General features: G+C 62.8%; 20 protein-coding genes and 2 pseudogenes. 12 read left to right on the top strand and 10 right to left on the bottom strand.

What is annotated here, in order from left to right:
• Window positions 1-160 precede the first annotated feature (160 nt).
• The 4 genes and pseudogenes from GFS60_RS29440 (at window position 161) to GFS60_RS40415 (ending at window position 1,784) form a co-directional block, all read left to right on the top strand.
• Entirely contained in the window at window positions 161-661 is a 501-nt protein-coding gene (locus GFS60_RS29440) for a DoxX family protein (RefSeq protein ID WP_236603323.1), read from the top strand.
• A gap of 109 nt (window positions 662-770) precedes the next feature.
• A pseudogene (locus tag GFS60_RS39325) lies at window positions 771-860 on the top strand (peroxiredoxin); the annotation flags it as partial.
• Window positions 861-1,081: 221 nt separating this feature from the next.
• Window positions 1,082-1,294 carry a hypothetical protein gene (locus GFS60_RS29435; RefSeq protein ID WP_236603322.1) on the top strand — a complete coding sequence of 71 codons (213 nt, stop codon included), beginning with the start codon at window positions 1,082-1,084 and terminating at the stop codon, window positions 1,292-1,294.
• A gap of 7 nt (window positions 1,295-1,301) precedes the next feature.
• Window positions 1,302-1,784, top strand: coding sequence for a Sua5/YciO/YrdC/YwlC family protein (locus GFS60_RS40415; RefSeq protein WP_159927656.1), 483 nt, complete (start codon window positions 1,302-1,304; stop codon window positions 1,782-1,784).
• 83 nt (window positions 1,785-1,867) lie between these two features.
• Here the strand turns inward: GFS60_RS40415 and GFS60_RS29425 are convergent, their stop codons facing one another.
• The 5 genes from GFS60_RS29425 to GFS60_RS29405 all read right to left on the bottom strand — a co-directional run bounded on the left by GFS60_RS29425 (window position 1,868) and on the right by GFS60_RS29405 (window position 6,723).
• Window positions 1,868-2,233, bottom strand: a complete 366-nt coding sequence (locus GFS60_RS29425; RefSeq protein ID WP_159926616.1) for a cupin domain-containing protein — start codon at window positions 2,231-2,233, stop codon at window positions 1,868-1,870.
• Between the two features lie 3 nt (window positions 2,234-2,236).
• Window positions 2,237-3,232: a zinc-binding dehydrogenase gene (locus GFS60_RS29420; protein WP_159926614.1), complete on the bottom strand. Its 996-nt coding sequence runs from the start codon at window positions 3,230-3,232 to the stop codon at window positions 2,237-2,239.
• Window positions 3,233-3,352: 120 nt separating this feature from the next.
• Window positions 3,353-4,453: an acetyl-CoA acetyltransferase gene (locus GFS60_RS29415; protein ID WP_159926612.1), complete on the bottom strand. Its 1,101-nt coding sequence runs from the start codon at window positions 4,451-4,453 to the stop codon at window positions 3,353-3,355.
• A 31-nt stretch (window positions 4,454-4,484) separates the two neighbouring features.
• Window positions 4,485-5,234, bottom strand: a complete 750-nt coding sequence (locus GFS60_RS29410; protein WP_159926610.1) for an HpcH/HpaI aldolase family protein — start codon at window positions 5,232-5,234, stop codon at window positions 4,485-4,487.
• Window positions 5,235-5,508: 274 nt separating this feature from the next.
• On the bottom strand, window positions 5,509-6,723 hold the full coding sequence (locus tag GFS60_RS29405; protein WP_159926608.1) for an amidohydrolase family protein: 1,215 nt from the start codon (window positions 6,721-6,723) through the stop codon (window positions 5,509-5,511).
• A gap of 409 nt (window positions 6,724-7,132) precedes the next feature.
• Here GFS60_RS29405 and GFS60_RS29400 point away from each other — a divergent pair, with 409 nt between their 5' ends.
• On the top strand, window positions 7,133-7,804 hold the full coding sequence (locus GFS60_RS29400; protein ID WP_236603320.1) for a FadR/GntR family transcriptional regulator: 672 nt from the start codon (window positions 7,133-7,135) through the stop codon (window positions 7,802-7,804).
• Between the two features lie 6 nt (window positions 7,805-7,810).
• Here the strand turns inward: GFS60_RS29400 and GFS60_RS29395 are convergent, their stop codons facing one another.
• Window positions 7,811-9,394 carry a class I adenylate-forming enzyme family protein gene (locus GFS60_RS29395; RefSeq protein WP_159926606.1) on the bottom strand — a complete coding sequence of 528 codons (1,584 nt, stop codon included), beginning with the start codon at window positions 9,392-9,394 and terminating at the stop codon, window positions 7,811-7,813.
• A gap of 248 nt (window positions 9,395-9,642) precedes the next feature.
• Here GFS60_RS29395 and GFS60_RS29390 point away from each other — a divergent pair, with 248 nt between their 5' ends.
• Window positions 9,643-11,652 (top strand): helix-turn-helix domain-containing protein, encoded by a 2,010-nt coding sequence (locus GFS60_RS29390; RefSeq protein WP_159926604.1) that lies wholly within the window; start codon window positions 9,643-9,645, stop codon window positions 11,650-11,652.
• 21 nt (window positions 11,653-11,673) lie between these two features.
• Here the strand turns inward: GFS60_RS29390 and GFS60_RS29385 are convergent, their stop codons facing one another.
• Window positions 11,674-14,955, bottom strand: coding sequence for a protein kinase domain-containing protein (locus GFS60_RS29385; protein ID WP_159926602.1), 3,282 nt, complete (start codon window positions 14,953-14,955; stop codon window positions 11,674-11,676).
• Window positions 14,956-15,413: 458 nt separating this feature from the next.
• Between GFS60_RS29385 and GFS60_RS29380 the strand changes: the two genes are divergently transcribed.
• Window positions 15,414-16,856 carry an MFS transporter gene (locus GFS60_RS29380; protein ID WP_236603319.1) on the top strand — a complete coding sequence of 481 codons (1,443 nt, stop codon included), beginning with the start codon at window positions 15,414-15,416 and terminating at the stop codon, window positions 16,854-16,856.
• A gap of 609 nt (window positions 16,857-17,465) precedes the next feature.
• On the opposite strand, the gene GFS60_RS29375 is transcribed toward GFS60_RS29380, so the two are convergent.
• Both GFS60_RS29375 and GFS60_RS40410 read right to left on the bottom strand, forming a co-directional pair.
• Complete coding sequence (locus tag GFS60_RS29375) at window positions 17,466-17,981, bottom strand: hypothetical protein (protein WP_236603318.1); 516 nt, start codon at window positions 17,979-17,981, stop codon at window positions 17,466-17,468.
• Window positions 17,982-18,050: 69 nt separating this feature from the next.
• A pseudogene (locus GFS60_RS40410) lies at window positions 18,051-18,116 on the bottom strand (hypothetical protein); the annotation flags it as partial.
• Window positions 18,117-18,244: 128 nt separating this feature from the next.
• Between GFS60_RS40410 and GFS60_RS29370 the strand changes: the two are divergent.
• Window positions 18,245-18,544 (top strand): hypothetical protein, encoded by a 300-nt coding sequence (locus GFS60_RS29370; protein ID WP_159926598.1) that lies wholly within the window; start codon window positions 18,245-18,247, stop codon window positions 18,542-18,544.
• Window positions 18,545-18,632: 88 nt separating this feature from the next.
• Here GFS60_RS29370 and GFS60_RS29365 read toward each other — a convergent pair whose 3' ends face one another.
• Window positions 18,633-19,676 (bottom strand): helix-turn-helix domain-containing protein, encoded by a 1,044-nt coding sequence (locus GFS60_RS29365; RefSeq protein WP_159926596.1) that lies wholly within the window; start codon window positions 19,674-19,676, stop codon window positions 18,633-18,635.
• A 573-nt stretch (window positions 19,677-20,249) separates the two neighbouring features.
• Between GFS60_RS29365 and GFS60_RS29360 the strand changes: the two genes are divergently transcribed.
• The 4 genes from GFS60_RS29360 (at window position 20,250) to nthB (ending at window position 24,489) form a co-directional block, all read left to right on the top strand.
• On the top strand, window positions 20,250-21,803 hold the full coding sequence (locus tag GFS60_RS29360) for an amidase (protein WP_159926594.1): 1,554 nt from the start codon (window positions 20,250-20,252) through the stop codon (window positions 21,801-21,803).
• 258 nt (window positions 21,804-22,061) lie between these two features.
• Window positions 22,062-23,120, top strand: a complete 1,059-nt coding sequence (gene oxdA / locus GFS60_RS29355; protein WP_159926592.1) for an aliphatic aldoxime dehydratase — start codon at window positions 22,062-22,064, stop codon at window positions 23,118-23,120.
• Between the two features lie 80 nt (window positions 23,121-23,200).
• On the top strand, window positions 23,201-23,824 hold the full coding sequence (gene nthA, locus GFS60_RS29350; protein ID WP_159926590.1) for a nitrile hydratase subunit alpha: 624 nt from the start codon (window positions 23,201-23,203) through the stop codon (window positions 23,822-23,824).
• Between the two features lie 26 nt (window positions 23,825-23,850).
• A complete protein-coding gene (gene nthB, locus GFS60_RS29345) occupies window positions 23,851-24,489 on the top strand; it encodes a nitrile hydratase subunit beta (RefSeq protein WP_159926588.1) in 639 nt (212 codons plus the stop codon).
• Window positions 24,490-24,498 lie beyond the last annotated feature (9 nt).

Below are 24,498 nucleotides of genomic sequence, written 5' to 3'. Positions count from 1 at the left end.
TCGCGTCTCATCGAGGTCCTCACAGGTCGGCGCGCCGAGGTGGAACAGCACAACCCAAGGGGTATCCATGAGAGCTGAGTCGGATCGAGTCAGGCAGAAACGCGTGCTTGGTGGCGTTGATGTCGCGGAACTGTTATTGAGAACGACTATCGGAGCGACCATGGTCGCACACGGAGTGAAACACGCTCGCTCGCTCGACGGCACGACGCGGTGGTTCGAATCGATCGGTTTCCGCGATCCCAAGTTTCAGGCAGCCACCAGTGCCGGCGTCGAAATACTCTCGGGCAGCGCCCTTATCGCTGGGACCATGACCCCCGTGGCAGCGGCGGCGGTGATTGGCACTATGGGTGTAGCGATCCGAACCGTGCATGCCCCCAACGGGTTTTTCATCACTGCCGAGGGATATGAGTACGCAGCGGGCCTTGTCGCCGGATGTGTGGCGCTTGTCAGTCTCCCCGCGGGCATGTTCGGTCTGGATCGGCATCTCCGGCTCGGACGAATCCGCGGTGGCAGAGCCGCATTGGCCACACTGCTCGTGGGTGCGGCATCGGCGGCAAGCCATACGTCCGTGTTCTGGAACAGTCCCCGACGTACCCCTCGAGACGCTCAACCCCGAACGCCCGACCTCGACACGGTAGAGCCGAGAGACCGAGCCGGCTGATCCGGCCACCGTAGCTCGACCACACCCAAGTCCTCCGAAAGGAACTCCCATGGCCCTGCTGACCATCGGTGATCAGGTTCCCGCCTACAACCGAACCACTGTCATGCCCCTGCAATCCGACCAGCTGTGCGCCTGCAGCAACTGGAAGAAGGGCGACCCCACCATCTCGCCGGGCGCACTCTCGAGTAGGAGCGTTTGATCATGGCCGGACGAGAAATTGTGGCGACTGCCAGTGCCGTTGCGAAGACCGCGAAGGTCATCATTGCTCGACGAGTCGTCCCGTACGCCTCCGGGGTGCTATCAGCTAGAATGACGTGCCTGTCAAGGACACCACGATCAGGCCTCGCCGGTAAAGCATGGGACCGAAATCGGTTACTCGCAGATCTTCGGGACGTACCCGCGAGGAGCATCGATGAATTGATGACGCAATACGCGAAGCTCTCACCAGTGGGCACGTGCACTGATGCCATGTTCTGGGAGTTGGTCGACGCACGCAGTGCGCTCAGAAAGTTCATCGTTGCCGCGGCCTGTCGCGAAGATCGTTTGATCGAGGTCAGCCAGCGCCTCCTGACGGTGGAATTGCCGACGCGTTCGGACACCGCGACATCAGCGGCGATGAGCCCTCGACGGTGACCAACCGCTGAACTGCCACGTCCGTGAGGCCAGGCAGCGCGGACTCTCCCACGCGGGTGACGCGCTCCGTTCAGGTCGCCTGATCGTTCTCCCCACCGACACCCTGTACGCGTACGGCTCCGACGCCTTCGACCGGGAGGCCGTGCACGCCTTGTTGGCTGCACAACAGCGCAATAGTGACAACCCGGCCTCGGTCTGGTGGGAAGCATGGAAGATCTGGACGGGCTGGTGGCATCCGTGCAGCACCGGCGCACCAACTGATCCACACGTTCTGGCCCGGCGCCTTGTCGTTGGTTCTGCAGGCCGCGGCCATCTGCCCGATGACCTCGGTCGGACACGGGAAACGATCACGACCCGGATGCCCCGGCACCCGGGTCGCCCCGAAACTGCTCGAGGCGGGCCCTGTCACACAGCCGAGCGCCACCAGCAACCGCTCGCGTCCATGACCAGGCAGGCGCCGACGCAGCAGCATTCGGCACGACGGTCATAGCGACGGCTACTCGCCCGATGCCCGTTCGTCACCGAGTTCACGCACTTCGTGACGTGAGTTGAGGCGCCCCACGTGGGTCGATGTCATTGGAACGGCACCACATCTTTCCCGCGGGCGGCATCGACATAGTCCTGCCGCACGGGATGGAACGCCTCGACGAACACAGCGCCCTCCCAGCCGACGACCAGACCGTGTCGCACATCGCCGGGCACCACGTAGCTGGACAACTCGGTCAACTGCACCTCGCCGGTGTCGAGTAACAGCGTCGCGTCGCCGCGGAGGAGTAACCCGATCTGTTCCTGCGGATGGGAGTGGATCGGCACCACCGTGCCGGGCTCGAAGGTGACATAGGTCAATTGCATATGTGCGCCGAAAACGGCACGCCCATCCATGCCCTGCACGGGCTTGAAACCGATCATTTCTTTTACATCGAAGATGTTGGCCTGCATATGTCAACCCACTTCCAGCACGATTTTGCCCAGTACTTCGTTGTCGGACATCAATTGATAGGCCTGATCCGCTGCGCTCCAGGGCAGGACGCGGGCGATGACCGGGCGGAGCGTTTCGTGGATATCGCGGTGGGCGGCATGCGGGCGGAAGGGTGCAATGTCCCGCCGCAACGCGCGCACGATTTCGGCCCTTTCCTGGGGAGTCCTGGTGCGGAATGTCACGCCGACCAATTCGATCCGTTTGAATGCCAGCGCCTCCATATCCAGGAGCCCCTCCGCTCCGCCGAGGCGTCCGATCCCCACGATTCGGCCCTTCACTGCCGCGGCCTGAATGTTCATCGGAAGGTAGCTGCCACCGACGTGGTCGAGAACGATGTCGATTCCGTTGCCGGCGGTGATCTCCAGCGCTCTCGCGGCGAAATCCGTTGCACTGGTGTTGATCACTTCGTCGACGCCCAGGGCGTCAAGGAGCGCGTGGCCTCGATCCGAACGGGTGGTACCGACGATGAGCCGGGCTCCGAAGTAACGAGCCAGCTGGACGGCCTGCATGCCCACGCCCGATGTCACCGCGTGTATCGCAACCGATTCGCCCCCGGTCATCCGCGCAGTTGTCATCAACGCGTTGTGGGCTGTCATGAAGCCCAGTACTGCCGCAGCTCCTTCGGGGTAGCTCCAATTCGTCGGTATCGGGATGAGCATCGAGGCATCCACCACCACCTCTTCCGCCAGACCACCAGCCACCATCGTCATCACGCGGTCGCCTCGCGCAAAGTCGGTGACGCCGGGACCGACTTCGATGATCTCCCCTGCCGCGTCGAGCCCCACCACCTGGGCCTGTGGACCACCACCAGCGGCATGGGTTCCGGCGAGCTGGGCCAGATCGGCGCGGTTCACCGAAGCCGCTCGCACTGCGATGCGGACCTGTGTGTCCCCTATCTCGGGTGGAACCACATCGACCAGATCCAGTCCAGGGCTATTCGACTTTCGATCGATGACCATTGCCTTCATTCTCAACCTCTCTTGTATCTTGGAAATCGAAATTTGGCGAAGACCGCCAGTTGCCGTTGCCGTGGCGACGGCGGTTGCAGAGCATGTAGACCCGTGCTGACCTACGTGTCGTCAGGGGCTGTTCAGGCATTCCACGAGCAGGACGCCAGATCCTTCGGGTTCCGACGTGGCCACCACGCCGTAGGTTCCGCCGGTATCTTCCAGGGCGCTGAGCATGGTTGTCACACACCGAATTCCTTCGAGTCCACCCAAGTGACCGAAGGCCAACGCCCCACCCCGCGGATTGAGCATGTAGGGATTCAGGCGGAAGTGCTCGAGCCAGATCAGCGGTGTCGCCGCCACCTCTTCCGGAACCTCGAACTGATCGATCCGGTTGAGCGGAACTTCGAGCGCCCGCAGATACGAGCGCACCGATTCGAGTTGAGAGACCGATACATCCGTCAGCGGCGTGTCGAACAGCATCTCGACTCCCACCAGACGCCCGCGAGGGTGCAGCCCCAGGTCGTCGGCGCGGGCGGCGCTGGTGAGCACCAGCGCGCCGGCGCCACTCGCAGCACGAGCGTTGTGATGGGACGGGCGACAATCGTGGCCGGCTCCACCGTTCGAAGCCGGTGCACCGGCTGGCGTAAGGGCACCGCCCGGCTCGGACACCTGCCGAAGCTCGTCGCTCGCGATGAACTCGGTCATCTCGTGGTCGAGGTGAACTTCGAGAGGGATGATCTCGCGTCGAAAATCGCCCGACAGGGCGCATTCCCGGGCGCGTCGGTGCGACGCGAAAGCAAAGTCGCCTTGCTTCTTTCGCGTGATGGACCATAGGTCCGCTCCCGGCGGCGTCGGCTGACCCGCAGCTCGTCCAGGCTCATGGAGAGAATGCCCGCCCACCGCTCCCGCCACCAACACCACCCTCCGCGGATCGTCGTTGATCGCTTCACTGGCCAATCTGACTGCAGAAGTAGACGAAATCGCCTGGTGCAGATCGATATGATCGAACACATTTCGCCACGATTCGGCATACCGGCGCGACGCTGCCCCGTCACCCACAGTGACCACGGTGGTGACAACGTCCTCATCGATCTTGGTGCGTTGCAGTAGGCCGTTGACGGTGACGTCCAACAGCTTTTCCAACGTGAGCTCGCAGGAGGTTCTGCCGTACATCTGCCGCTGGGTGAGCGGTGATCGCGCTGCCTCGACAATTACCACTTCGTTGGTCATCGGATTACCTCGAACTCCACACTCTGATATTTCAACGGTGCACTGAAGGTCGGCCGCAGGGCTGGACCATCGCCGATGTCGAGTCCGCAGTCAAGGCCCCTTCGACAGTCCTATGAAAATCCCCCACCGATTTGCGGATGAAGGAGAAGACCCCACCATGGACGATCAACTGCGCTCCCAGTTCAACCTCGGAGGCAATAAGATGGGGGCTCGGCTGGAACACGCCGTAGGCAATTCCGCGTTCGGCGCAAAGCGCACGCACCCGTTCCTGCGCCTCGAGCACAAGGTGGTGTCGCGGATCTCCGGGCACTCCATACAGTTGGGCAAGGTCTCCGTGCCCCACCAGTGCCAGGCCGATGCCCGGAAGAAGAAGCTCGTCCAACGCCTCGACCGCTTCCGGGGTTTCGATAATCAACCCAACAAGCAGATTCTCGTTGGCCCAGCGCATGACGTCTGTCGCGCTGGTGACCTCCTGATAATTGACGCCCGCTCCGCCGACCAAGGCGACGCCGCGTCGACCCCTTGGATGATAGAACGCCAGGTCGATGAGGTGCTCGACCTCCGAAGGATGTCGCACATGCGGAATCAGCAAGGATTGACATCCCCCGTCCAGCAAACGAGTGATCCAGGCGTAGTCGATCTGGGGTGGCCTGACCAACGGACTGATTCCGGCGGCATGGGCATGCGCGACCAAGTCGAACACCGTCTCGGTGTTGTGAAGATTGTGCTCTTGGTCGATGAACACCGTGTCCGCACCCGCAGCGGCCATGGCGTACACCATTCCCGGGTCCCGCGCCTCATTGAGACTGCAGCCTAACGCGATTCGACCAGCTTGTAAGGTTTCCAATAGGTGGTTACGTCTTAAGATCATGGCGATAGTTCTCCTCGCTCTCGGCGAGTAGCAGTCGCCGATCAACGCACGGATACACAATTCCGCTGGGTGGCTGGCAGGTGGCGATGTTCCGGTGGTGGGGGTGGGCGCTCTGGGGCACCGTCGGGTGCGGGTGGAGTGCCCCAGAGCGCCCGGTTCTTGTTGGTGGTGGTGTGGGGTGTGGTCAGCTGGTCAGGCTGGGCAGGGCTTGGCTGGGGTTGACTCCCTGTTTTTCCATGGCCTTGCCGTAGAGGCGGGCGGCGTTGTCCCACAGGACGGCGCGGCGGACCTCTTCGGGCTGGCGGCCGAGGACGAGTTCGATGTTTTCCGCGAGGGTGGGCCGGTGGAAGCTGGTGGGGTGGGGGAAGTCGGTTTCGAACATCAGTGGTTTGAGTGAGAGCGTTTCGAGGTGGTAGTCGTCGAGTTGTTCGAACCAGAAGTTCAGCGATACCTGCCGTTTGAAGAAGTCGCTGGGGAGCATGTCACCGAACTCGGGGTGCGAGCGGAACACGCCGTTCTTCTGGAATCGCTTGTCGAGGGCGTCGAGAACGAACGGGGCCCAGCCGATTCCGCTTTCCACGGAGACGAACTGCAGGGTCGGGAACCGGGCGAGGATTCCGGAGACGAGCAGGTCGCTGACGATGACGGCGTTGGCGAGGTAGATGTGGGGTCCGTCGGCGGCAACGCGCACACCGCCGACCAACCCGTCGTCCTCGTCGTGCTTGAGCATCTCGCGGAAGTCGCCGCTGGCGGTGTGGAAGCTGACCGACAGGCCCGCCTCCTCGCAGGCCTTCCACAGCGGATCCCACTTGCGGCTGCCCAGGGGCGCCTGACCGTGCTCGTGCGGGGCACCGGTGGTCACGATGCCGCCGAAGCCGGAATCGGCGAGGCGTTCGATCTCCGCGACCGACGCCGCCACGTCCCAGTACGGGATCACCATCATCGGGATGAACCGGCCCGGGTACTTGGCCACCCATTCGAGTTGGAAGTCGTTGTAGGCGGCCAGGTGCGCGATCGCCAGGTTCCGGTTGGGGTGCTGCACGAACGGCTTCCAGTCGAACCCGGCGAGGTTCGGGTACAGCACCTGCATCTCGAAGCCCTGATCGTCCATGAACTTCACGCGCTCGTCGACGTCGTAGGTCGCCGGATGGGCTTCGTCGAGGCGGGTGGGACCGCTCCCGTCGTGCAGCTCGGAGTTGAAGTTCTTCCAGTTCCAGTTCGCCCACGTCCACGCGCCCTTGAGCGGTTGATCACCGAAGAACCACAGGTCCGACTGGGTCTTCTCATCGAACTTGACGTGCAGAACGTCCGCGCCCCACGCCTTCGGCAGGCGTTCGGTCCACAGATCCGCCGGCTCGATGAGATGGGTATCAGTGTCGATAACCCGGTACTTACTCATGGCACCACAATCCTTTGCTGACTCAGGAACAGTTCCTATAGATGATCTACAGCAACTGGGTCTTGTGTCAACCATCACTTTCCGGGGCACGCCCACCACCGGCTGAAACACCTGCTCAACACCCTGCGCAGCAGTGCGCACACATGACCCCGGAACGCAGACCACCGTCGGATCGATTCCTCCGAAGCGGGACGGGCCACTCGTCGGGCCCGATTCCTGGCAAGTTCGTCAGCGCCGCATTTCGGCCACGGCGGAAGGGCCGCCTCCCGAGTCGTTCTCGTGTAGGCGCGATCTTGGGATGTGTTGAGGCACCATCGATTCGTCGGCGGTGCCGACGAATCGGCCACCTCACCCGTCTTCATCGCGTCACGCAGCGGTAATCCCTAGGGCGAGGGCTATCATGAGCGTTATGAAAGTTGTCGGCCGGAAGACTGCGCGACTCGTGGCGGGTCGAATCGTGCAGGACATTGGAGACGAAGGGCTCTCTCGGCTTCCCTCGGAAGCGGAGTTGCTCGAACGCTACGAGGTCAGCCGGCCGTCGCTTCGCGAAGCTCTTCGTATTCTCGAAATGTACGGAGTCATCTCCATTCGACCCGGCCCGGGTGGGGGTACCCGAGTAAATCAGGTCGCAAGCTCGCAATTTGCGAGCGCTTCATCGTTGTATTTCCATCTACTCGGCCTGACGCTCCGAAATGTGCTGAACACGCGCCTGCAGGTCGAGCCTTTGATGGCTCGGCTCGCGAGTGAACGCGTGAAGTCGGGTATACCCTGGGATCCTGAGGAGGCGGACGGGGACAACGCGGAGTCCGGTAGTTTCCACTTTTCAGTGGCCCGGTTCACCGGCGACCCGATTTTACTGTTATTCGCGGACGGACTCCGCAGCATATATGTCGATGAATCCGCCGACGAGAAGATTCCCCGAGAAGAATTGCCGGTATCGCACGATCAAATCGCCGACGCCATCAAGAGTGGTGACTCTGAAAAAGCTGAGCGCCTCATGCGTGATCATATTCGGAGTTATGTCGACGCGTTGGAGAAGAATTGTCCCGAGGTGCTGGACCAGGTAGTGGACTGGAACTAGTGACCGTTACGCGTCCTCGGACTTCAGCTGTGAGCGTCTGATCTTACCGACACTTGTTCGTGGAAGTTCCGCCACCTGGTGCCAATCGCGTGGACATGCCTGTGGTGGAAGGTTGTTCGATGCCCAAGCGGTGAGCTCGTCGATGTCGAGCGGAGTCTCCACGTTGCGCGCTACTACATAAGCGACGGGAACAACGTCCCGAATGGGGTCCGGCCGCGGGACGACCGCGACCTCCAGGACACCGGGTGCCTGCGCCAATGCGGCCTCGACCTCGGTGAGGCTGACGTTCTCGCCGGACACCTTGATGACGTCGTCGACCCGGCCGACGAATCGCAGGCGCCCGTCCTGATCGGACACCACCAGGTCGCCAGTTCGTAGCCACGTCTCGCCGCCTTCTTCGAGAAGTGCGGCCGACGTCGCCTTCGGGTCCGAGAGATACTCCTGAAAAAGGTCACACCCGGGGGTGCCGGCAACCAGCAGGAGGCCGGTGGTCTCCGTTTCGACGGGCTCGAGGCTGTGGGGATCGACAATGGCGGTTCTGCGTCCTGCGTCGCTGGGGTTGCCGATGAAGACCGGACTCGCGTCTTCGGGGCTTTCCGCCGTGACGATGGCAACGGTTTCGGTCATTCCGTACAACTGGCGCGGTGCACATCCCACCATCGACGCGAACTCGTCGAAGTGACCGGGAGCGAGGCTTTGGGCGAACCACACATGCCTGAGATTCAATTGTGGTGTGTCCTCGGGACGCCGCGCAAGAATCATCCGAATCGGTGCAGCGAACAAGCTGGCGTGGGTGGCCTCGAGTCGGGCGGCCTGCTTCCCCCACTGAGAGGCCGAGAATGTGTGGGTCAGGGCCACACTCGCACCCACGGCGATCGCAGGAGCGAAGCAATAGTACTGGGCGTTCGCATGGAAAAGTGGGAGTGTGACCAACCAGCGGTCCCCCGGTCTCAGGTCGGTGGCCTTCGCCATCGCCTGGGCGACGTGTGCATAGTTGCACTGCGTCAGCACAACAGCTTTGGGCTCAGATGTCGTTCCGGACGTGAACATCACTGCGAGTCGGTCATGCGGGCCTGGTTCGTCGAGAAGACGTGGGAGGCGGTCGCGGGAGACCAGGACGCTGCCAGGAAGCACGTCGACCGAGTCTTCCTTCAGGACAATAAGTTCTATATCGAGTGCCGACGCCGCACCCTCGTCGGATGCACGCTTGACGCCCTGGAGGTACGTGTCGGCATTCCGGGATCCGCACAGCGCCACAGTCGGTGTCGTACGACGAATATGCATCGCGATGTCCCTGGCGGAGGACGCCGGATCGGCGAAGATGGCGGTTGCGCCGATGCGCGCCGCAGCGAGCCACACTGCCACGAAGGCGGGACAATTCTTCAAGACGACGTGGACCGCTGACCCGGGCACCGCTCCCGCCTCTTCGAGCGCGGCGGCCGTCGAATCGACGATTCGATCGAACTCCTCATAAGTCCATTGCGTGACCTCGTTCGTCGACCCTTCGAAGACCAAGAAGGTCTCGCTCGCGTGAACTGCGACCGTCTCGTTCCAGGTTCGTGCGAATGTTGCGCAGGCAACGGCGTCCAACGTGCACCTCACAGATTGTCGTACATATCTCGGATCGTTCTCGGTGCCTTGTCGTGCACCCACAACGTTCGGTCGGCCCTACACTTCGTGCGTCGATCGGGCCTCCGCCGAAGCCTACGTTCGTCGCGTCCGTGTCGATATGTCCGATGGAGACGGTACTTGCGCCGATTCTGGTCCGTGGTGGACATACACCGTATGGTGAAGGCAACTGCTGCGGCTGAATGCGCGCAGGATGAGATGAGGCGATCATGAAACACGAATTGCGGCTCACATCTTCCGAGAATCTGGCGGGTGGCACAGCCACCGACATCCTGCGAGTCGCTTCAGAGCTGGTGCGCGCCGTCTCCCGCACGGGTTCGGATCTCGGGGAGGTCGAGCGCACTGTCGTCGAGATCTTGAGCGCGGCTTCGGAGCTCCCGGTCAGCGCTGAGGAGCCGGGGTTCCATCCGGCCCTGCTTGCTCTCCTCAGAGAAGTCGCCGGTCAGCACGAGGCGCGAGATGATCGGTATCGAGCACTGTTGGACACCGTCGCTGACATCACCTCGGAAGACGATCCGGACAGGCTTCTCGGCGGTATTGCCGATCGTGCGCGGAGGCTTCTTCGCGCCGACGTCGTCTACCTCTGGTTAGCGGAACGAGACGGTGAATACGCTTACCTGGGTGCGACCTCGGGGGGCATGACTTCCGAGCTTCTCGATCTGCGCGTACCGGCGGGGATGGCGATGACAGGGCGGATAATAGAGAGCGGAATGCCGTTGATCGTTTCGAGGTACTTCGGCGATCCGAATTTTGTTCATTTTCCAGACGTCGACCGAGTGATGGAGCGGGAGAAAATCGTTGCGACCGTCGGCGTGCCCCTGGTGAACGGATCTAAACGACTCGGTGCGTTGATTGCTGCCAACCGTGACGAACGTGCGTACACTCCAGCGGATCTGGACCTTCTGCACTCGCTGGCCGGGCATGCCGCCATCTCGATCGAACGCTCGAGGCTCGCTGAGGAAACCAAGACTGCACTCCGGTCACTCGAGGACGCGAACCGCGAGCTGGCCCGCAGCAACGCCGAGTCCGAGCGCGCGACCACGGCGCACTTCACGCTTTCCCAGGTCGCCTTGGCCGGCGGAAACATCGACAATCTCGTTCAGGAAGTCGTCAAGATCGTCGGCGGTGAGCTGGCTGTGTTCGATCCGGACGACCGCCTACTCGCTGACGCAGGCGACCTCAGCGGAACTGCGCAGCCTCCCGAGTTGATTCGTCTCGCCGCTCTCGCGCGGACCACTCAAACGTCCGGGAGCCTGGTAGCCATCCCGATCTTGGCGGCCGCCAGACTTCTCGGCATTCTGTACTACCAAGGTGACGGGACTCCCGCGAAGCCAGACATTCAGATCCTCGAACGTGCAGCAGTCGTCGCTGCTTTGCTTCTACTCTTGGCCGAGGCAGAGGCCGGAGCCGCGGGTTTTCGTCGCGACGACTTCATCGACGATCTCCTGTCTGGTGACGAAGCTCCCAGCCGCCTGATCCACCGAGCCGCGCAGCTGCGAATGGAACTGCGTCAGCCGTACACCGTTCATGTCGTGCGAGCACCCTTGCAGCAACGTCGGCTTGCTTACCTCGCAGACGAAGCAGCGAAGATCCGAGGGGGCTTGGCCGGGCAAAGCCATATCCTCCAGCGCGGAAACAAGTCGGCGGTAGTAGCCCTGATACCAGGAAATGATCCGCGGTCGAATTCCGCGGAGCTGTCCTCGGCAATCGCACGCGCTGGACGGGTGACGCCATCGGTGGCCGGCGCGGGACCGACGCGCGCGGTAGCCGGCGTTCGTGAGCTGTTCGATGAGGCAGTGACCTGCAGTGATGCGATGGAACGGATACAGGGCGGTGCCATGTCCGGCACCTTGGAAGATCTCGGGTTCGTCGGACTGGTTCTGAGTAATCGACCGAATGTGGACCGATTCGTGCGGACGACGCTCGGCCCGGTGGCCCGGTACGACGTGGCACATCACACCGAATTGTTGAGCACTCTCGAGGCCCTCCTTGCAACGGATGGAAGTCCGACAGCAGCGTCGGAAGTTCTGCATGTTCACGTGAGTACGGTGAAACAGCGAATGCAGCGGTTGAAGGACCTATTGGGAGACGATTGGAGAACTGTGGATCGAACGAGCGAACTCCGTCTCGCGTTGAAACTTCATCGGCTCAATCAGAACACACTGGAGGCTGGTGCCCAGTCGGCTCCGCACAGGGGCGATGCCTCGGCCGGCAGCTAGTCGAGCGGTTCTGTTTCGTGGCTAGGTAGAAGTCTGCTCGACTACCCACGCTGCGATCTGCGCGCGGCTGGTGAACCCGAGCTTGGACAGAATGTGCTCGACGTGGCCTTGAACGGTGCGCGGGGAAATGACCAATCGGGTGGCGATGGCCCTATTGGTCAGGCCCTCCGCGACGGCCTCTGCTATCTGACGTTCTCTCTTGGTCAACTTCGCGGTCTCCCCAGGTGTGGGCGGCGGCGTGGGCGTTTTCTCGCCGAGGGCATAGGCGATGGCAGCATTGAATCCCAGGCCTCGGCCGTCCCTTCGGGATGCCGCGAATGTCGGTTCGCCGAGCGCGTGCAGCGTCCTGAGCTCGCACTCGTCGTGATAATGGAGCAGGTTCGGGAACCACAGCGTGAAAGTCCCTACGGACTGCGCCATTTCCTCCGCGGCACCTATCAGTACAGCTGCACGCCGCGCATCTTTGTTCTCGGCTGCGACCCAGGCAAGGACCTCGAGGCACGTTGCGGTCGTACGGAGATCGCCTACCTCACGGGACAACTGCAGTGCGTGCCGCAGCAGTTCAACCGTGCCGGGGTGGTCTGATCGTCGCCATGCGGCGATGCCCAGTGCCCGGAGGGTCGCGGCGCGGTGCACGACCTCGCCGCAGGACTCGGTGATCGCGAGTGCCTGTGAATAGCACTCGTTCGCTCGTCGTTCGTCACCCGCCTGGTCACATGCCCGTCCGAGCATGTGAAGCACCTCGATGTGCGAGAAATCGTGAGCGCCGAACTTCTCGATCGCGGTTTCCAGCAGTGATCGCGCCCGCGCAAAATCGCCGCGGTACAGAGCGAGTGTTCCTTCGGCTCGGGCGACGAATGCATCTGCCGTCGAGTCGGAAACCCGTTGGGCCACCATGCGTGCCTCGGCTACCGAGGCGGAGGCCGCGGTCAGGTCGCCCTGCAGTTCGGCCAGGACGCTGTGTGCATGCAAGGCCTTCACCCGCTCCACCGTCGGAGTCTTCCACGGCGCAGCAAGGAGTCGGTCGAGCCAGCGCCGACCCTCGCTGAACAGTCCGCGCGCCTGCCAGAACGGCTGGAGGGCGGCGGCGATCGTCAGTCCGATTCCAGGATTGTCACTCAGGCAGAACTCCATCACCTCGCGAAGGTTGGTCTGTTCGCGATCCAGGCGGGAGATCCAGTCGAGCTGTCGGGGGCTGATCCACTCCGACTCCGCCTCGAGCGCCAACTGCCGGTACCAGTCTCGGTGGCGACAGCGCAGATCTGCGTACTCCTCGTTTCTCTGCGCGAGTTCCCTGCCATAGTCCCGCAGGATGTCGAGTAACCGGAAGCGCACTACTGCGCCGGACTCCTCCCGAATAAGGATCGACTTGTCGACCAGAGAGGTCAGCGCATCGAGTACCTCCTGCGCATCCATGTCACTGCCGCAAATCTGCTCGGCCGCATCCAGTTCGATGCTCCCCGCAAACACCGACAGCCGGGCCCACAGCAACCGCTCTACGGGGTTGCACAAGTCATAACTCCAGTCGACGCACAGACGCATCGTTTGCTGCCGGGTCGGGGCGGTTCGGCTGCTGCGGGACAGCAGCGTGTAGCGGTCGGTCAGCCGCTGGAGGATTTGCTCTGGCGACATGGCTCGCACCCGTGCCACAGCGAGTTCGATGGGCAACGGTAATCCGTCGAGCCGATGGCAGATCTGGGCCACCGTGCCCGCGTTGTCCTCGGTCAGTGTGAACGTCGGGAGAGCCGTGGCGGCGCGTTCGGCGAACAATGTCACGGCGTCGTAGCTAGGTGTTCCTCGAAGTGAGGGCACGCGCTCGGGAATGGTGAGCGGCGGGACGCGCAGAACAGCTTCCCCGGCGATGCCGAGAGGCTCGCGACTGGTGGCGAGGATACGCAATTGCGGACAACCGCGAAGAAGGGTTGCGGACAGCTCTGCCGCCGCGTCCACTACCTGCTCACAGTTGTCGAGCACCAGTAAGAGCTCGCGTGCAGTCAGAAAGTTCAACAGTCCGTCGCGCTGGTTGCTCGCCCGTTGATCCCGTAAGCCTAAAGCTGCAGCCACAAGGTCTGCCACCAATGAACCGTCCGATAGCTCGGCGAACTCCACCAGCCATACTCCGTCGTTGAATCCGCGTCGCACACTGTCAGCTGCCCTGAGTGCGAGGCGTGTTTTGCCGACGCCTCCGAAACCGGTCAGTGTCACCAAGTGCGATTTTTCCAGGAAGCGTTTCACTTCCGACAGTTCATGCCTGCGACCGACGAAACTAGTCAGCTCCACCGGCAAGTTTCCTGTCGTCCTGCCCGGCAACCGAGTCGGGCCAGGATAGGAACTGCCTCCGGCGGGACGAACAACCATGGAGTTCGGCAGGGCCTCTTGCGGCCGCTCACCTCCGGAACCGGTGTGGAGCGCCATGTCGTCGACCGCGAAACCGTGGTCGAACTGCGCGCGCCGGAGGGCCTCACCGAGGGTGGCGGCGGAGTGCCGGTCTGGTGCGGAAGTGGCCATCGCCCGTTCCACCGCCGCACTGACGTCTTCAGCGATGTCCTGTTCCCGTAGATCCGGCACGGGCTCGGTGGTGATGCGAACGAATTGCGCGACCAGCTGCTCACCGCTGCGCCGCTCGAAAGCAGCATGACCGGTCAATGCGCAGAAGAGAGTGGCGCCCAGCCCATAGACGTCCGAGGCCGGGCTCGGCGACTTTCCGGCTAGAACCTCGGGCGCGGTAAACGCAGGTGAGCCGGTGACGGTACCGGTGGCGGTTTCGAAACTCCCCTGAATGCGCGCGATACCGAAGTCGGCCAGTGCGGGCTCGTCGTAGTCGGAGAGCAAGATGTTCGCGGGTTTGATATCGCGGTGCAGGATGCCGAGCCGGTGCGCTGTTTCGAGGGCGCCCGCGATCTTCACCCCGAAGCGAAGGGCCTCGTCCAGTGGGAGAGGTCCGTGCCGGCGGACTCGCGTGTCGAGGCAGCCACGGGCGTAGTAGGGCATCACAAGAAAAAGCCGGCCACTGTCCGTGGTACCTATCTGCAGGACGTTCGCGATGTTCGGGTGCCCTGTCAGCCTCCCCATCGCCCGCTGTTCGCGAAGGAATCGTTCCCGATTCTCGTTGTCGTCGAAGTCTGCGGTAAGAACCTTCACCGCGACAGTGCGGTCCAGAGCGGTCTGCGTGCAGCGATACACGACGCCGAAGCCACCGCGCCCGATTTCCTCGGCATCGGAAAATCCCGCCGATTCCAGGTCCGTCACCAACACAGCGTTGTCGACACGCTGTGTTGCGAAGGGATCATTGTCGGTCGCCATCTACGATGCGCTCTTCGCCCTGTTGAGGGATTCGACGAGGTGTCGGCCGACACCTCCTGGATCACCAGGATATCGCTGGACGCATCACCCAACAGTGTGCGACGGCCGTGGGCTGAAGGCCGCAAACTGCAAATTCGACGGCCCCGTAATCCTCGAATGCACCGTCACGCACTCGCTCTAACGGCTGGCTACCCCCTCGGGGACACAAAGTCGAGGGCAGTGTGTCTCCGGCGGACATTTGTCATTGCTCCAACCAGGAATACTGTCTCTGTGTGTCGCGGATCACCACGGTCTCGCACGTCCGAGCTGACGGCCTGGCTGCCCGATCAGCTCTGGTCCCGACCAACCCTGCTCGCCGGAACCAAGGAGTCGCGCTACGCAACAGAAACTAGATGATCAGTGAAGTTCAGTCGGGTGCAATCGACGGCAATCACCATCATCTCTCCGGAGGACCAGAAGTGACATTATCCGAAAGATCGCAGGGGCGCCGCGTCAATCCAACGCTGACGCTTGCGGTCGTTGTTGCCTCAGTATTCGCCTACAAGGGTCTTGAATCGATCCTTTCCCCTGCTCTGCCGCTGATTCAAGAGTCCCTCGGCGCAACAGAAGCACAGATCGCGTGGGTAATCACCGGTGTGCTGCTCACGGGTGCGGTGGCCACCCCGTTGATCGGCCGCCTGTCTGACATTCGCGACAAGAAGTCGATCCTCCTTGCCGTACTGGCAATCGTCGCAACCGGAACCGCAGTCTCGGGTCTTTCGAACTCGATCTTGATGCTTACCTTGGGACAGCTCCTGCAGGGTGTTGGCCTTGCGGTGGTCCCCCTTGCCTTCGGAATTATTCGCGATACTCAGACCGAAGCCCGGATCAAGTCGGGCAATGGTTCGGTCATTGCCTTCATCTACGCTGGGACGGCGTTTGCGCTCGTCGGCTCCGGGCTGCTCGTGAGCGTTCTCCCCTGGCGTTGGTTGTTCTCGGTCCCCTTCGTGATCATCACCATCATCTTCGTCGCCGCGTGGCGCCTGGTCCCATCATGTCCACCTGCCAATCACGGCCGCGTCGACTACACGGGCGCCACCTTCCTCGGCAGCGGAATGGCCGTCATTCTCATCGGCATCACCAAGGCGCCCGAATGGGGTTGGCTCTCCGTTGAATTCGGAGCAACCGTGCTCGCGTGCGTTGCGCTGTTGACAACCTTCGTCGTCCTCGAGCTTCGTTCGTCCGAGCCGCTCATCGACGTGCGCTTGCTTGCGACGCGGCCACTTGCAGTGAGCTGCCTCGTGTATCTGCTGTGCGGGTTCGCTACGAATGCACTGTTTCTGGCGGTACCCATGCTGGTGCAGCAACCGACCGACACAGGGTTCGGTCTCGGCGCCTCCGAGTTCACGACGAGCCTTCTCCTGCTCCCCCTCGGCTTGGCCGGCGCCGTTGTAGCACCGCTGACCGGTTGGCTCGATCTTCGGGTCGGTGGACGAACTACCATGCTCACTGGTGTCATTCTGGCCGGGGCGTCGTTCGTCCTTCTTCTCACTGCAGACGGACATTTCCTCATGGTCATGGGAGCGACCATCCTCATCGGCGCTTCGGGTGGGATCACACTGACGCAGGCAATGAACACAGTGGCGTTGACGTCTCCGGTCAGCCGGATCGGGGCATTCAGCGGTCTCGCGTTTGTCGTCAAGGCGGTCGGTGGCACACTCGGCGTCCAACTTTCGGGAAGCATCCTCACTACCGGCACCAGTACGGCTGCTCCGACCTGGACTTCCTTCACGATCGTGTTCGTGATGGGCATCGTCGTCACAGCGCTGGTTGCCGTCAGCTGCTTGCTTCTGCCACGGAAAGTGACAACTTCGGCACAAGGAGCAGAACCACTGGTCACCACCAGGGTTTCGACCGACTGAACTGACCCCCGGGTTACGTCAGAAGTAGTCGTCGACTCGACGTCGTCGAAATTCGGGTGCGGCAGTCTCCGGTGAGTCCGCCATTCCGCCGACTGCCGCACCTTCACGGGTGACCACATCAGCAAACAGACCGCCAGGTAGAAGCGGATGCCAGAAAGCTGTCCCTTGAAGCCAACAAAGAACGGCGCAGACTCTACGGGCGTCGAAACCTCCACGCGCGAGTATCGGAAATTGCGCCGGACCAAACACACCAGGCGACAGATACAGACGGAGTACAAGTCCCGAGGAGAAGCCGCTCGATTCATCGAATTCGCTCGAGCGTGGACTCCCTACGGCGGTGCGACTGACGAGGACATCTTCGTCAGCTTCGGCATGACACGTACTCGCTTCGTACAGATGCTTGGCCACTTCATCGTCGAGGCCGGCCTCGATGCCGAAACTGTCAGAGAACTCGCCTACACCTATCCGTATTCGCCCCCTCAGGTCGATCGATGACCTGACACAGCCGACTCGGCAACGACAAGGACATCGCTCTCGTGGCTTCTTCACCACCGGCCCCGATGTTCCGCGGCGCGCGGTGACGGATGCACCGGTGTCCGTCGCTTCGAGTCACGGGTCCAGTTGTGCGCGTATGAGCGAGTCGAGTCGCTGCCATGCCGGGGACGAGGCGTTGACAGTCTGTTGGATCAGGGCCGGGATCTCGGAGGCTTCATGCAGCTCCGGGAGTTCGCCCTTTCCGTAGCGTTCCCGCGTCGCCGCCACGATCCGGCGCGCGAGGTCGTCGATACGGGGATCATCGGCGTCGAGGTCGTACGCGTGGTCGTAGTCGCGGAAAAGCTGTCGGCGCAGCGGGTCGGCAAGAATGTCGGCTTGGTCGTGAAACAGTGTCATCGCATGGTCCGGGTGGGTGGCGAACACGAGGATCCACAGGTCGCGGTGCAGGTCGACCCAACGGGGTGTAAATCCCCATCGGGCAAGGTGTTCGAGATGGGCACCGACCTCCGTGGGCAGCGGCGCCAGCTGCCCGGCGGCGAGCTGACGCAGACGGCCCTGCGTTGCCTCCAGGTTCCGCATGTGGGCGGTGAGTTCGTCGTCGATCTCGCGCAGCACCGGCCGGAACTCCACCTCGGTCGCCGACCTCAGGTCCCGGATACGGGACAGGGGAATACCGGCTTCGGCGAGCGTTCGGATCAGGTCGATGGCGTCATTCGCGCCGTACCGCCGGTAGCCGGACGCATCGCGGTCGGGTTCAGGGAGCAGCCCCTTGTCGTGATAGACGCGGACGTTTTGATCGACACTCCTACGTATCTGGCCAGCTGGCCGATGGTGATCACCCGGCCAATCGTTCCACTTGACCTTTCCCCTGGGGAAGGTTGCAGAATGGCCACATGGAGAACATCGATCGGGAGACCCTGCGCGCGCTGGCCGATGAGGGCAACGAGACCGCTCAGGACCGGTTGGCCGACCTCGCCGACGCGGCCGGCGACCTCGCGGAGCTGAGGGAGTTGTTGGACGAGGGATCCATGCGCGCCGGGCTTCTGCTCACTCGACGCGCAGTGTCGGCCGGCGACCTGCGCGAACTGCAACGGATCTCCGACGCCGGCTACGACGAGGCAGGCAGCGAACTGGACCGGCTACTGAAAACGCCTGCCGACGAGGGGAATCGAGAATCCGACCGGCCCCGGTAGCGGCGCTCGTTGCGCACTCAGTAGTTCAACCACATCTCTTGTTGCTGCACAGTCGAACCGGCTCTGGTCGAGTATTTCGGTCCATGGTTCATCGATGTTGTTCGCGGTACCGGCTCGGACTGATGCCGTAGGTCGCCGTGAATGCTCTGCTGAAGACCGATAGATCGACGAATCCGAACTGGAAGGCGATGTCGGTCAGGGATCGGGATCTGTTGCGTGGAGCCATCATCGCACGACGACAGGCCTCGAGCCGGTGCTCGCGAATCGTGGCCGCAGCGGTTGCGCCGAAGCGTGCGAACACTCTGTGAACGGTACGAGTGGAGACGAAGAACGCCTGGGCGATGCCGCTGGGGGACAGATCCGGATCGTCCAGGTGGCGTTCGATGTGCTGCACCATACTTACGTAGAGGTCTTGCAGACCTGGATCAGGGTCCTTGGATTGACCTTCCTCTTGGGCCGCCGTGATGGCCAGGTCCGCCAGTCCGCTTGCCAGGCCGATGGCACCGGCGTGCGATACCTCTCCATCGGCCACCAGGAGGGTGGAGAGCATCGGTGAGAGCAACTGTCCCACGGGTGACGTGGATCGTACGGTCCGCGCCGTCAAGTCCTGCAACTGAGTCTCGGTGAGCGACAACGAGGCCCGTGGCCAAGTGAACACGCGCAGGTGCCACTCCGGATGCAAACTCCAGGTAAATGGCCGCGAAGTCTCGTATAGGGCGAAATCTCCCGGGCCGAGGGTGCACGTGCGCCCGTCCTGGATGAGCTGCCCCTCACCGGCGACGACCATGCCGATCTGCATCAACTCGAGCGGATGGCGGTTGGCAAGCCTGGCCGTTCTGCGGAAGATCTGGGATGTGGCCGTGACGTCGGCCGCCATCAGGTGCGCGAAATGGCGGGTCTGCACCGCCCCGGTAAAGTTCTCTGGCTCGATCGGCGCGATGTCCAGTGCCACGAACGTGTCGCGGATCGTTTCGATCCAGGTGCCGAGAGCGGTGGTTCGCACCACTTCGCGGCCCTGGCGGGGTGTCGATGGGACTGGAGCAGGCGCTACCTTGATCAACTCGTCCGAGCGGCGGCAGTCCGGGCAGTCATCGTCCACCATGTCACCATCCGGCGGCGGCAACGACGACATGAACGGCTCCTTCTGCTCGCGCGAACACCACGCTAAGAGCGATGAAATCACATGTCAACCTGCACGGATTGCCTACGTCGAAGCGGCATGCCCCCGACCCGGCGGCGAGGAGCAGGCAACGCTTTGTGGACGAGCCGCCTCACCGCGCGGTGCTATGACCCGATCCGCTGAGTCCTCCATTCCCACTCAGGTGATTGGCCCCTGCGACGAGTGTCGCAACGTGCAAAGTTGGCTGGCGCTCAGCGTCAAACGCCACGCCCCGGAAGCGCCTACCGTTCGAGTACGCCGGAAATGCCGGGGGTGTTCAAGGATCTCCTGGACTGAAGATGATGTGTGCTGGAGGCTGCGCAAATGTGGACGAACAAGTCATCGACCGCGCCTGCACCGTCGGATGGTTCATCGCCACCGAGACACCTGATGCCTGCTCGCGAGCACGCGGCCTCGTCAACGGCCCCATCCGACCCCTGCCACTGCCGATGAGATCTACTGCCCCGGCAGCACAGGACTCTCAACTGTCCTCGGAACATGCCCCTGCGGGCGTGCCGCGGTTCAACCGAAGGAGACACAGTTTTCATGTCGACATTGCCCCCACCCGATTCCGCACGCCTGGCCGCGCTTGACCGGCACTTTCGGTTCGGTCTGTCCGCAGCGGAACTCGAGGAATTTGCGCCTGCGGTCGAAGCGTCCCTCGGTGCGTCGACCGCCGTCGAGGACCTCTATCGGCGCTCTGCCCCACCGACCCCGCAGCGGGAATGGGCGCCGGCCGCACCGGAGCGTAACCGTCTCGGTGCCTGGTACGTCACCACCGAGATCGCCGGCGCGCCGGACGGTCCACTGTCTGGAAAGACGTTGGCAGTCAAAGACAATGTCGCGGTCGCCGGTGTCCCGATGATGAACGGATCCCGCACCGTGGAGGGTTTCATCCCTCGCCGCGATGCGACGGTGGTCCGCCGACTCCTCGATGCCGGTGCGACGATCACCGGTAAGGCAGTGTGCGAGGACCTGTGTTTCTCCGGGGCCAGTTTCACATCACAGCCCGCACCGGTCCGCAACCCATGGGATCCTACACGCAATTCCGGCGGCTCCTCCAGCGGCAGTGGAGCACTCGTTGCGAACGGAGACGTCGATATGGCCGTCGGCGGCGACCAGGGCGGCTCCATCCGGATCCCCGCAGCGTTCTGCGGAACCGTCGGTCACAAGCCGACGCACGGACTGGTCCCCTACACCGGGGCGTTTCCCATCGAGCGAACCATCGATCACCTCGGCCCGATCACCCGCACCGTTGCCGATGCGGCCGTCATGCTCGGTGTGCTGGCAGGACCCGATGGCGCCGATCCCCGTCAACCGACCGTGATCGAGGTCGTCGATTACCTGTCGGCGATCACACAATCGGCGGACGGGCTCCGTGTCGGTGTCGTCACCGAAGGCTTCGGCACACCCGTGTCCGATCCGGACGTCGACGCTGCCGTCCATACCGCGGTCGACGTCCTGCGCGGTGCCGGACTGGCGGCGGAGGAGGTGTCGATTCCCTGGCATCTCGACGCCGTGCACGTGTGGAACGTTATCGCCACCGAGGGCGCCGCCTATCAGATGCTCGACGGCAACGCCTACGGGATGAACACCGACGGATTCTACGATCCGGAGCTGGTCGCGCACTTCGCCGCCCAGCGCCTCGCCCGCGGCCACGAGCTGTCCAAGACCGTGAAGCTGGTGGGGTTGTCGGGTCGCTATACCTTCGAGGTCGGTGGCGGAAAGTACTACGCCATGGCCCGCCAGCTCGTCCCCGAGTTGCGCGCCGCCTACGACGCCGCGCTGGCCTACTACGACGTCCTGGTCATGCCCACCGTCCCCTACACGGCCCGAGAGATCCCCCCGGCCGATGCCGGCCTGGCCGATTACCTGCACGTCGCGCTGTCGATGGTGGGCAATACTGCCCCCTTCGACGTCACCGGGCACCCGGCGTGTTCGGTTCCAGCCGGTCTGGTCGGCGGCCTGCCGACCGGTTTGATGATCGTCGGCAAGCGTTTCGACGATGCCACGGTCCTGCGCGTGGCACACACCTATGAACAGGCGGTCGGCGTATTCCCCACGCCACCGGCCGCCGCGACCGCAAGAAGTCTCGCGTAAACGAAGTATTAGTCTTCAGGACACGGACGGGCTCGGCCTTGTCCTGGCGCGGACGAACTTGTCTTCCGTGCCAAATAGGAGAAGGCCGCGATTCCGGTCCGTTTCCGGCAATTCTCGGGCTTCTTCACTGACTGTCGCTCATCGTCGAACTATCAGTCGCTCGTGGTCAAATTCACACCGTCAGAGGACGGTAGCTTCTGACCTATACGAGTTCCCGAGATTCTCTCGAAGCCCCAACTCGATGAAACAGGAGTCCTTATGGAATCTGCAATCAGCGACCACCTCGTATGTCCCCGAACATTGAACCGACGTGTGCCCGACAACTACCAACCTCCCTTCCCCATGTGGGTCGGGCGCGCCGATGAGACACTCCAGCAGGTGGTGATGGCGTATCTCGGCGTGCAGTTCCGCGGCGACGAACACCGCCAGGCCGCGCTTGCGGCAATGCGCGGCATCGTCTCCAGCTTCGATCTGGAGGACGGCCCGCTGCACCACGACCTGACCCACCATGAGGACAACCAGGGTTACGAGAACCTGATGATTGCGGGGTACTGGAAAGACGTTGCTGCCCAGTCTCGGTGGATGAGAAGCTCCAATGTTGCCGACTGGTGGGCATCGGACGAACGACTATCCGAGGGGCTAGGTTACTTCCGTGAGATAGTCGCCCCTCGGGCCGAGCAATTCGAGACTTTGTACGCCTTCCAGGAAGACCTTCCTGGTATCGGCGCGGTGATGGACGGGATCAGCGGCGACATCAACGAGCACGGGTACTGGGGCTCGATGCGCGAACGTTTCCCGCTGTCCCAAACTGATTGGATGCAGCCTTCGGGCGAATTGCGCGTGATCAGTGGTGATCCTGCCTCGGGTGGTCGGGTAGTGATCCAGGGCCACGACAACATCGCATTGATTCGCTCCGGTCAGGATTGGAAGGAGGCCGAATCGGAAGAACGCGCCCTGTATCTCGACGACATCCTCCCCACATTGCAGCAGGGCATGGACTTTCTCCGTGACAACGGTGAGACGGTCGGCTGCTACAGCAACAGGTTCGTGCGCAGTATCGACTTGGAAGGGAACTTCCTCGACTCGAGCTACAACATCGGGCAGTGGGCTTCGCTCGACCAACTGGAGCGTTGGGCAGAATCCCATCCCACCCACCTGCGAATCTTCACTACCTTTTTTCGAGTCGCGGCCGGTCTGTCGAAGCTGCGTCTGTATCACGAGGTTTCGGTAGCCGATGCACGCGACCAACTGTACGAGTACATCAACTGCCATCCCCGGACCGGCATGCTGCGCGATGCACAAACAGTGGACATTTAGCCGCTGACCTACCCCACAGCGCGTCCCGACACACCAAATTCCCACTTCGTACGTACCAGCCCCTACAGAAAGTGGAAACAATGACCTCAACGATCGAACACACACCAGACAATGCGGCGCCAGCTCAAGCCCCGGCGTCGAATCGCGCGTGGGCACTGTTCCGTGCCCTCGACGGAAAGGGCCTGGTCCCCGAGGGTTACACCGAAGGGTGGAAGAAGACCTTCGAGGAGGACTTCAGCCCCAAACGCGGTGCCGAACTCGTCGCGCGGGCCTGGACCGATCCGGAATTCCGCGACCTGCTCCTCACCGACGGCACCGCGGCTGTGGACCAGTACGGCTATCTGGGGCCTCAGGGCGAATACATTGTGGCGCTGGAAGACACCCCCACCCTCAAGAACGTGATCGTCTGCTCCCTCTGCTCGTGCACCGCCTGGCCGATCCTCGGGTTGCCGCCGACCTGGTACAAGAGCTTCGAGTACCGTGCCCGCGTGGTCCGTGAACCTCGGAAAGTGCTGTCCGAGATGGGCACCGTTATCCCGGAGGATGTCGAGATCCGCGTGTACGACACCACCGCCGAGACCCGCTATATCGTGCTCCCCCAACGGCCCGCCGGCACCGACGGCTGGACCCAGGAGCAACTGCAGCAGATCGTCACCAAGGACTGCCTGATCGGGGTCGCAGTCCCGCAGGTCCCGGCCAACTGATCCACCGAATCAAAGGAGCTAAACCCATGGATGGAGTTCACGATCTCGCCGGTGTTCAAGGGTTCGGCAAGGTGCCCCACACCGTCAACGCCGATATCGGTCCCACCTTCCACGCCGACTGGGAACACCTGCCCTACAGCCTGTTCTTCCTCGGAGTGGCGGAGCTGGGGGCCTTCAGTGTCGACGAGGTCCGCTACGTCGTCGAACGGATGGAACCCCGCCATTACATGATGACGCCGTATTACGAGAGGTACGCCATCGGCGTTGCCACCCTCATGGTCGAAAAGGGCATCCTCACCCACGAAGAACTCGAAACGCTCGCCGGGGGCCCGTTCCCGCTGTCCCGGCCGGCCGAGTCGGAGGGACGTCCAGCCCGCACCGACACCATCACCTTCGAGGTCGGGCAACGTGTCCGGGTGCGCGACGAGTACGTCCCGGGGCACATCCGCATGCCGGGCTACTGCCGCGGCCGGGTCGGGACCGTCACCCACCGCACCAGCGACCAGTGGCCCTTCCCCGACGCCATCGGCCACGGCCGCGCGGACGCCGGCGAGGAATCGACCTACCACGTCAAGTTCGCGGCCGAAGAACTCTTCGGTGACGACACGGACGCCGGCAGCGTCGTAGTCGACCTATTCGAGGGTTACCTCGAACCGGCAGCCTGACCCGCTCCC

This window comes from Rhodococcus sp. WAY2, assembly GCF_009859915.1.
Taxonomy (GTDB): Bacteria; Actinomycetota; Actinomycetes; order Mycobacteriales; family Mycobacteriaceae; genus Rhodococcus_F; species Rhodococcus_F oxybenzonivorans.
This window is presented reverse-complemented; position numbering and strand designations above follow the sequence as displayed.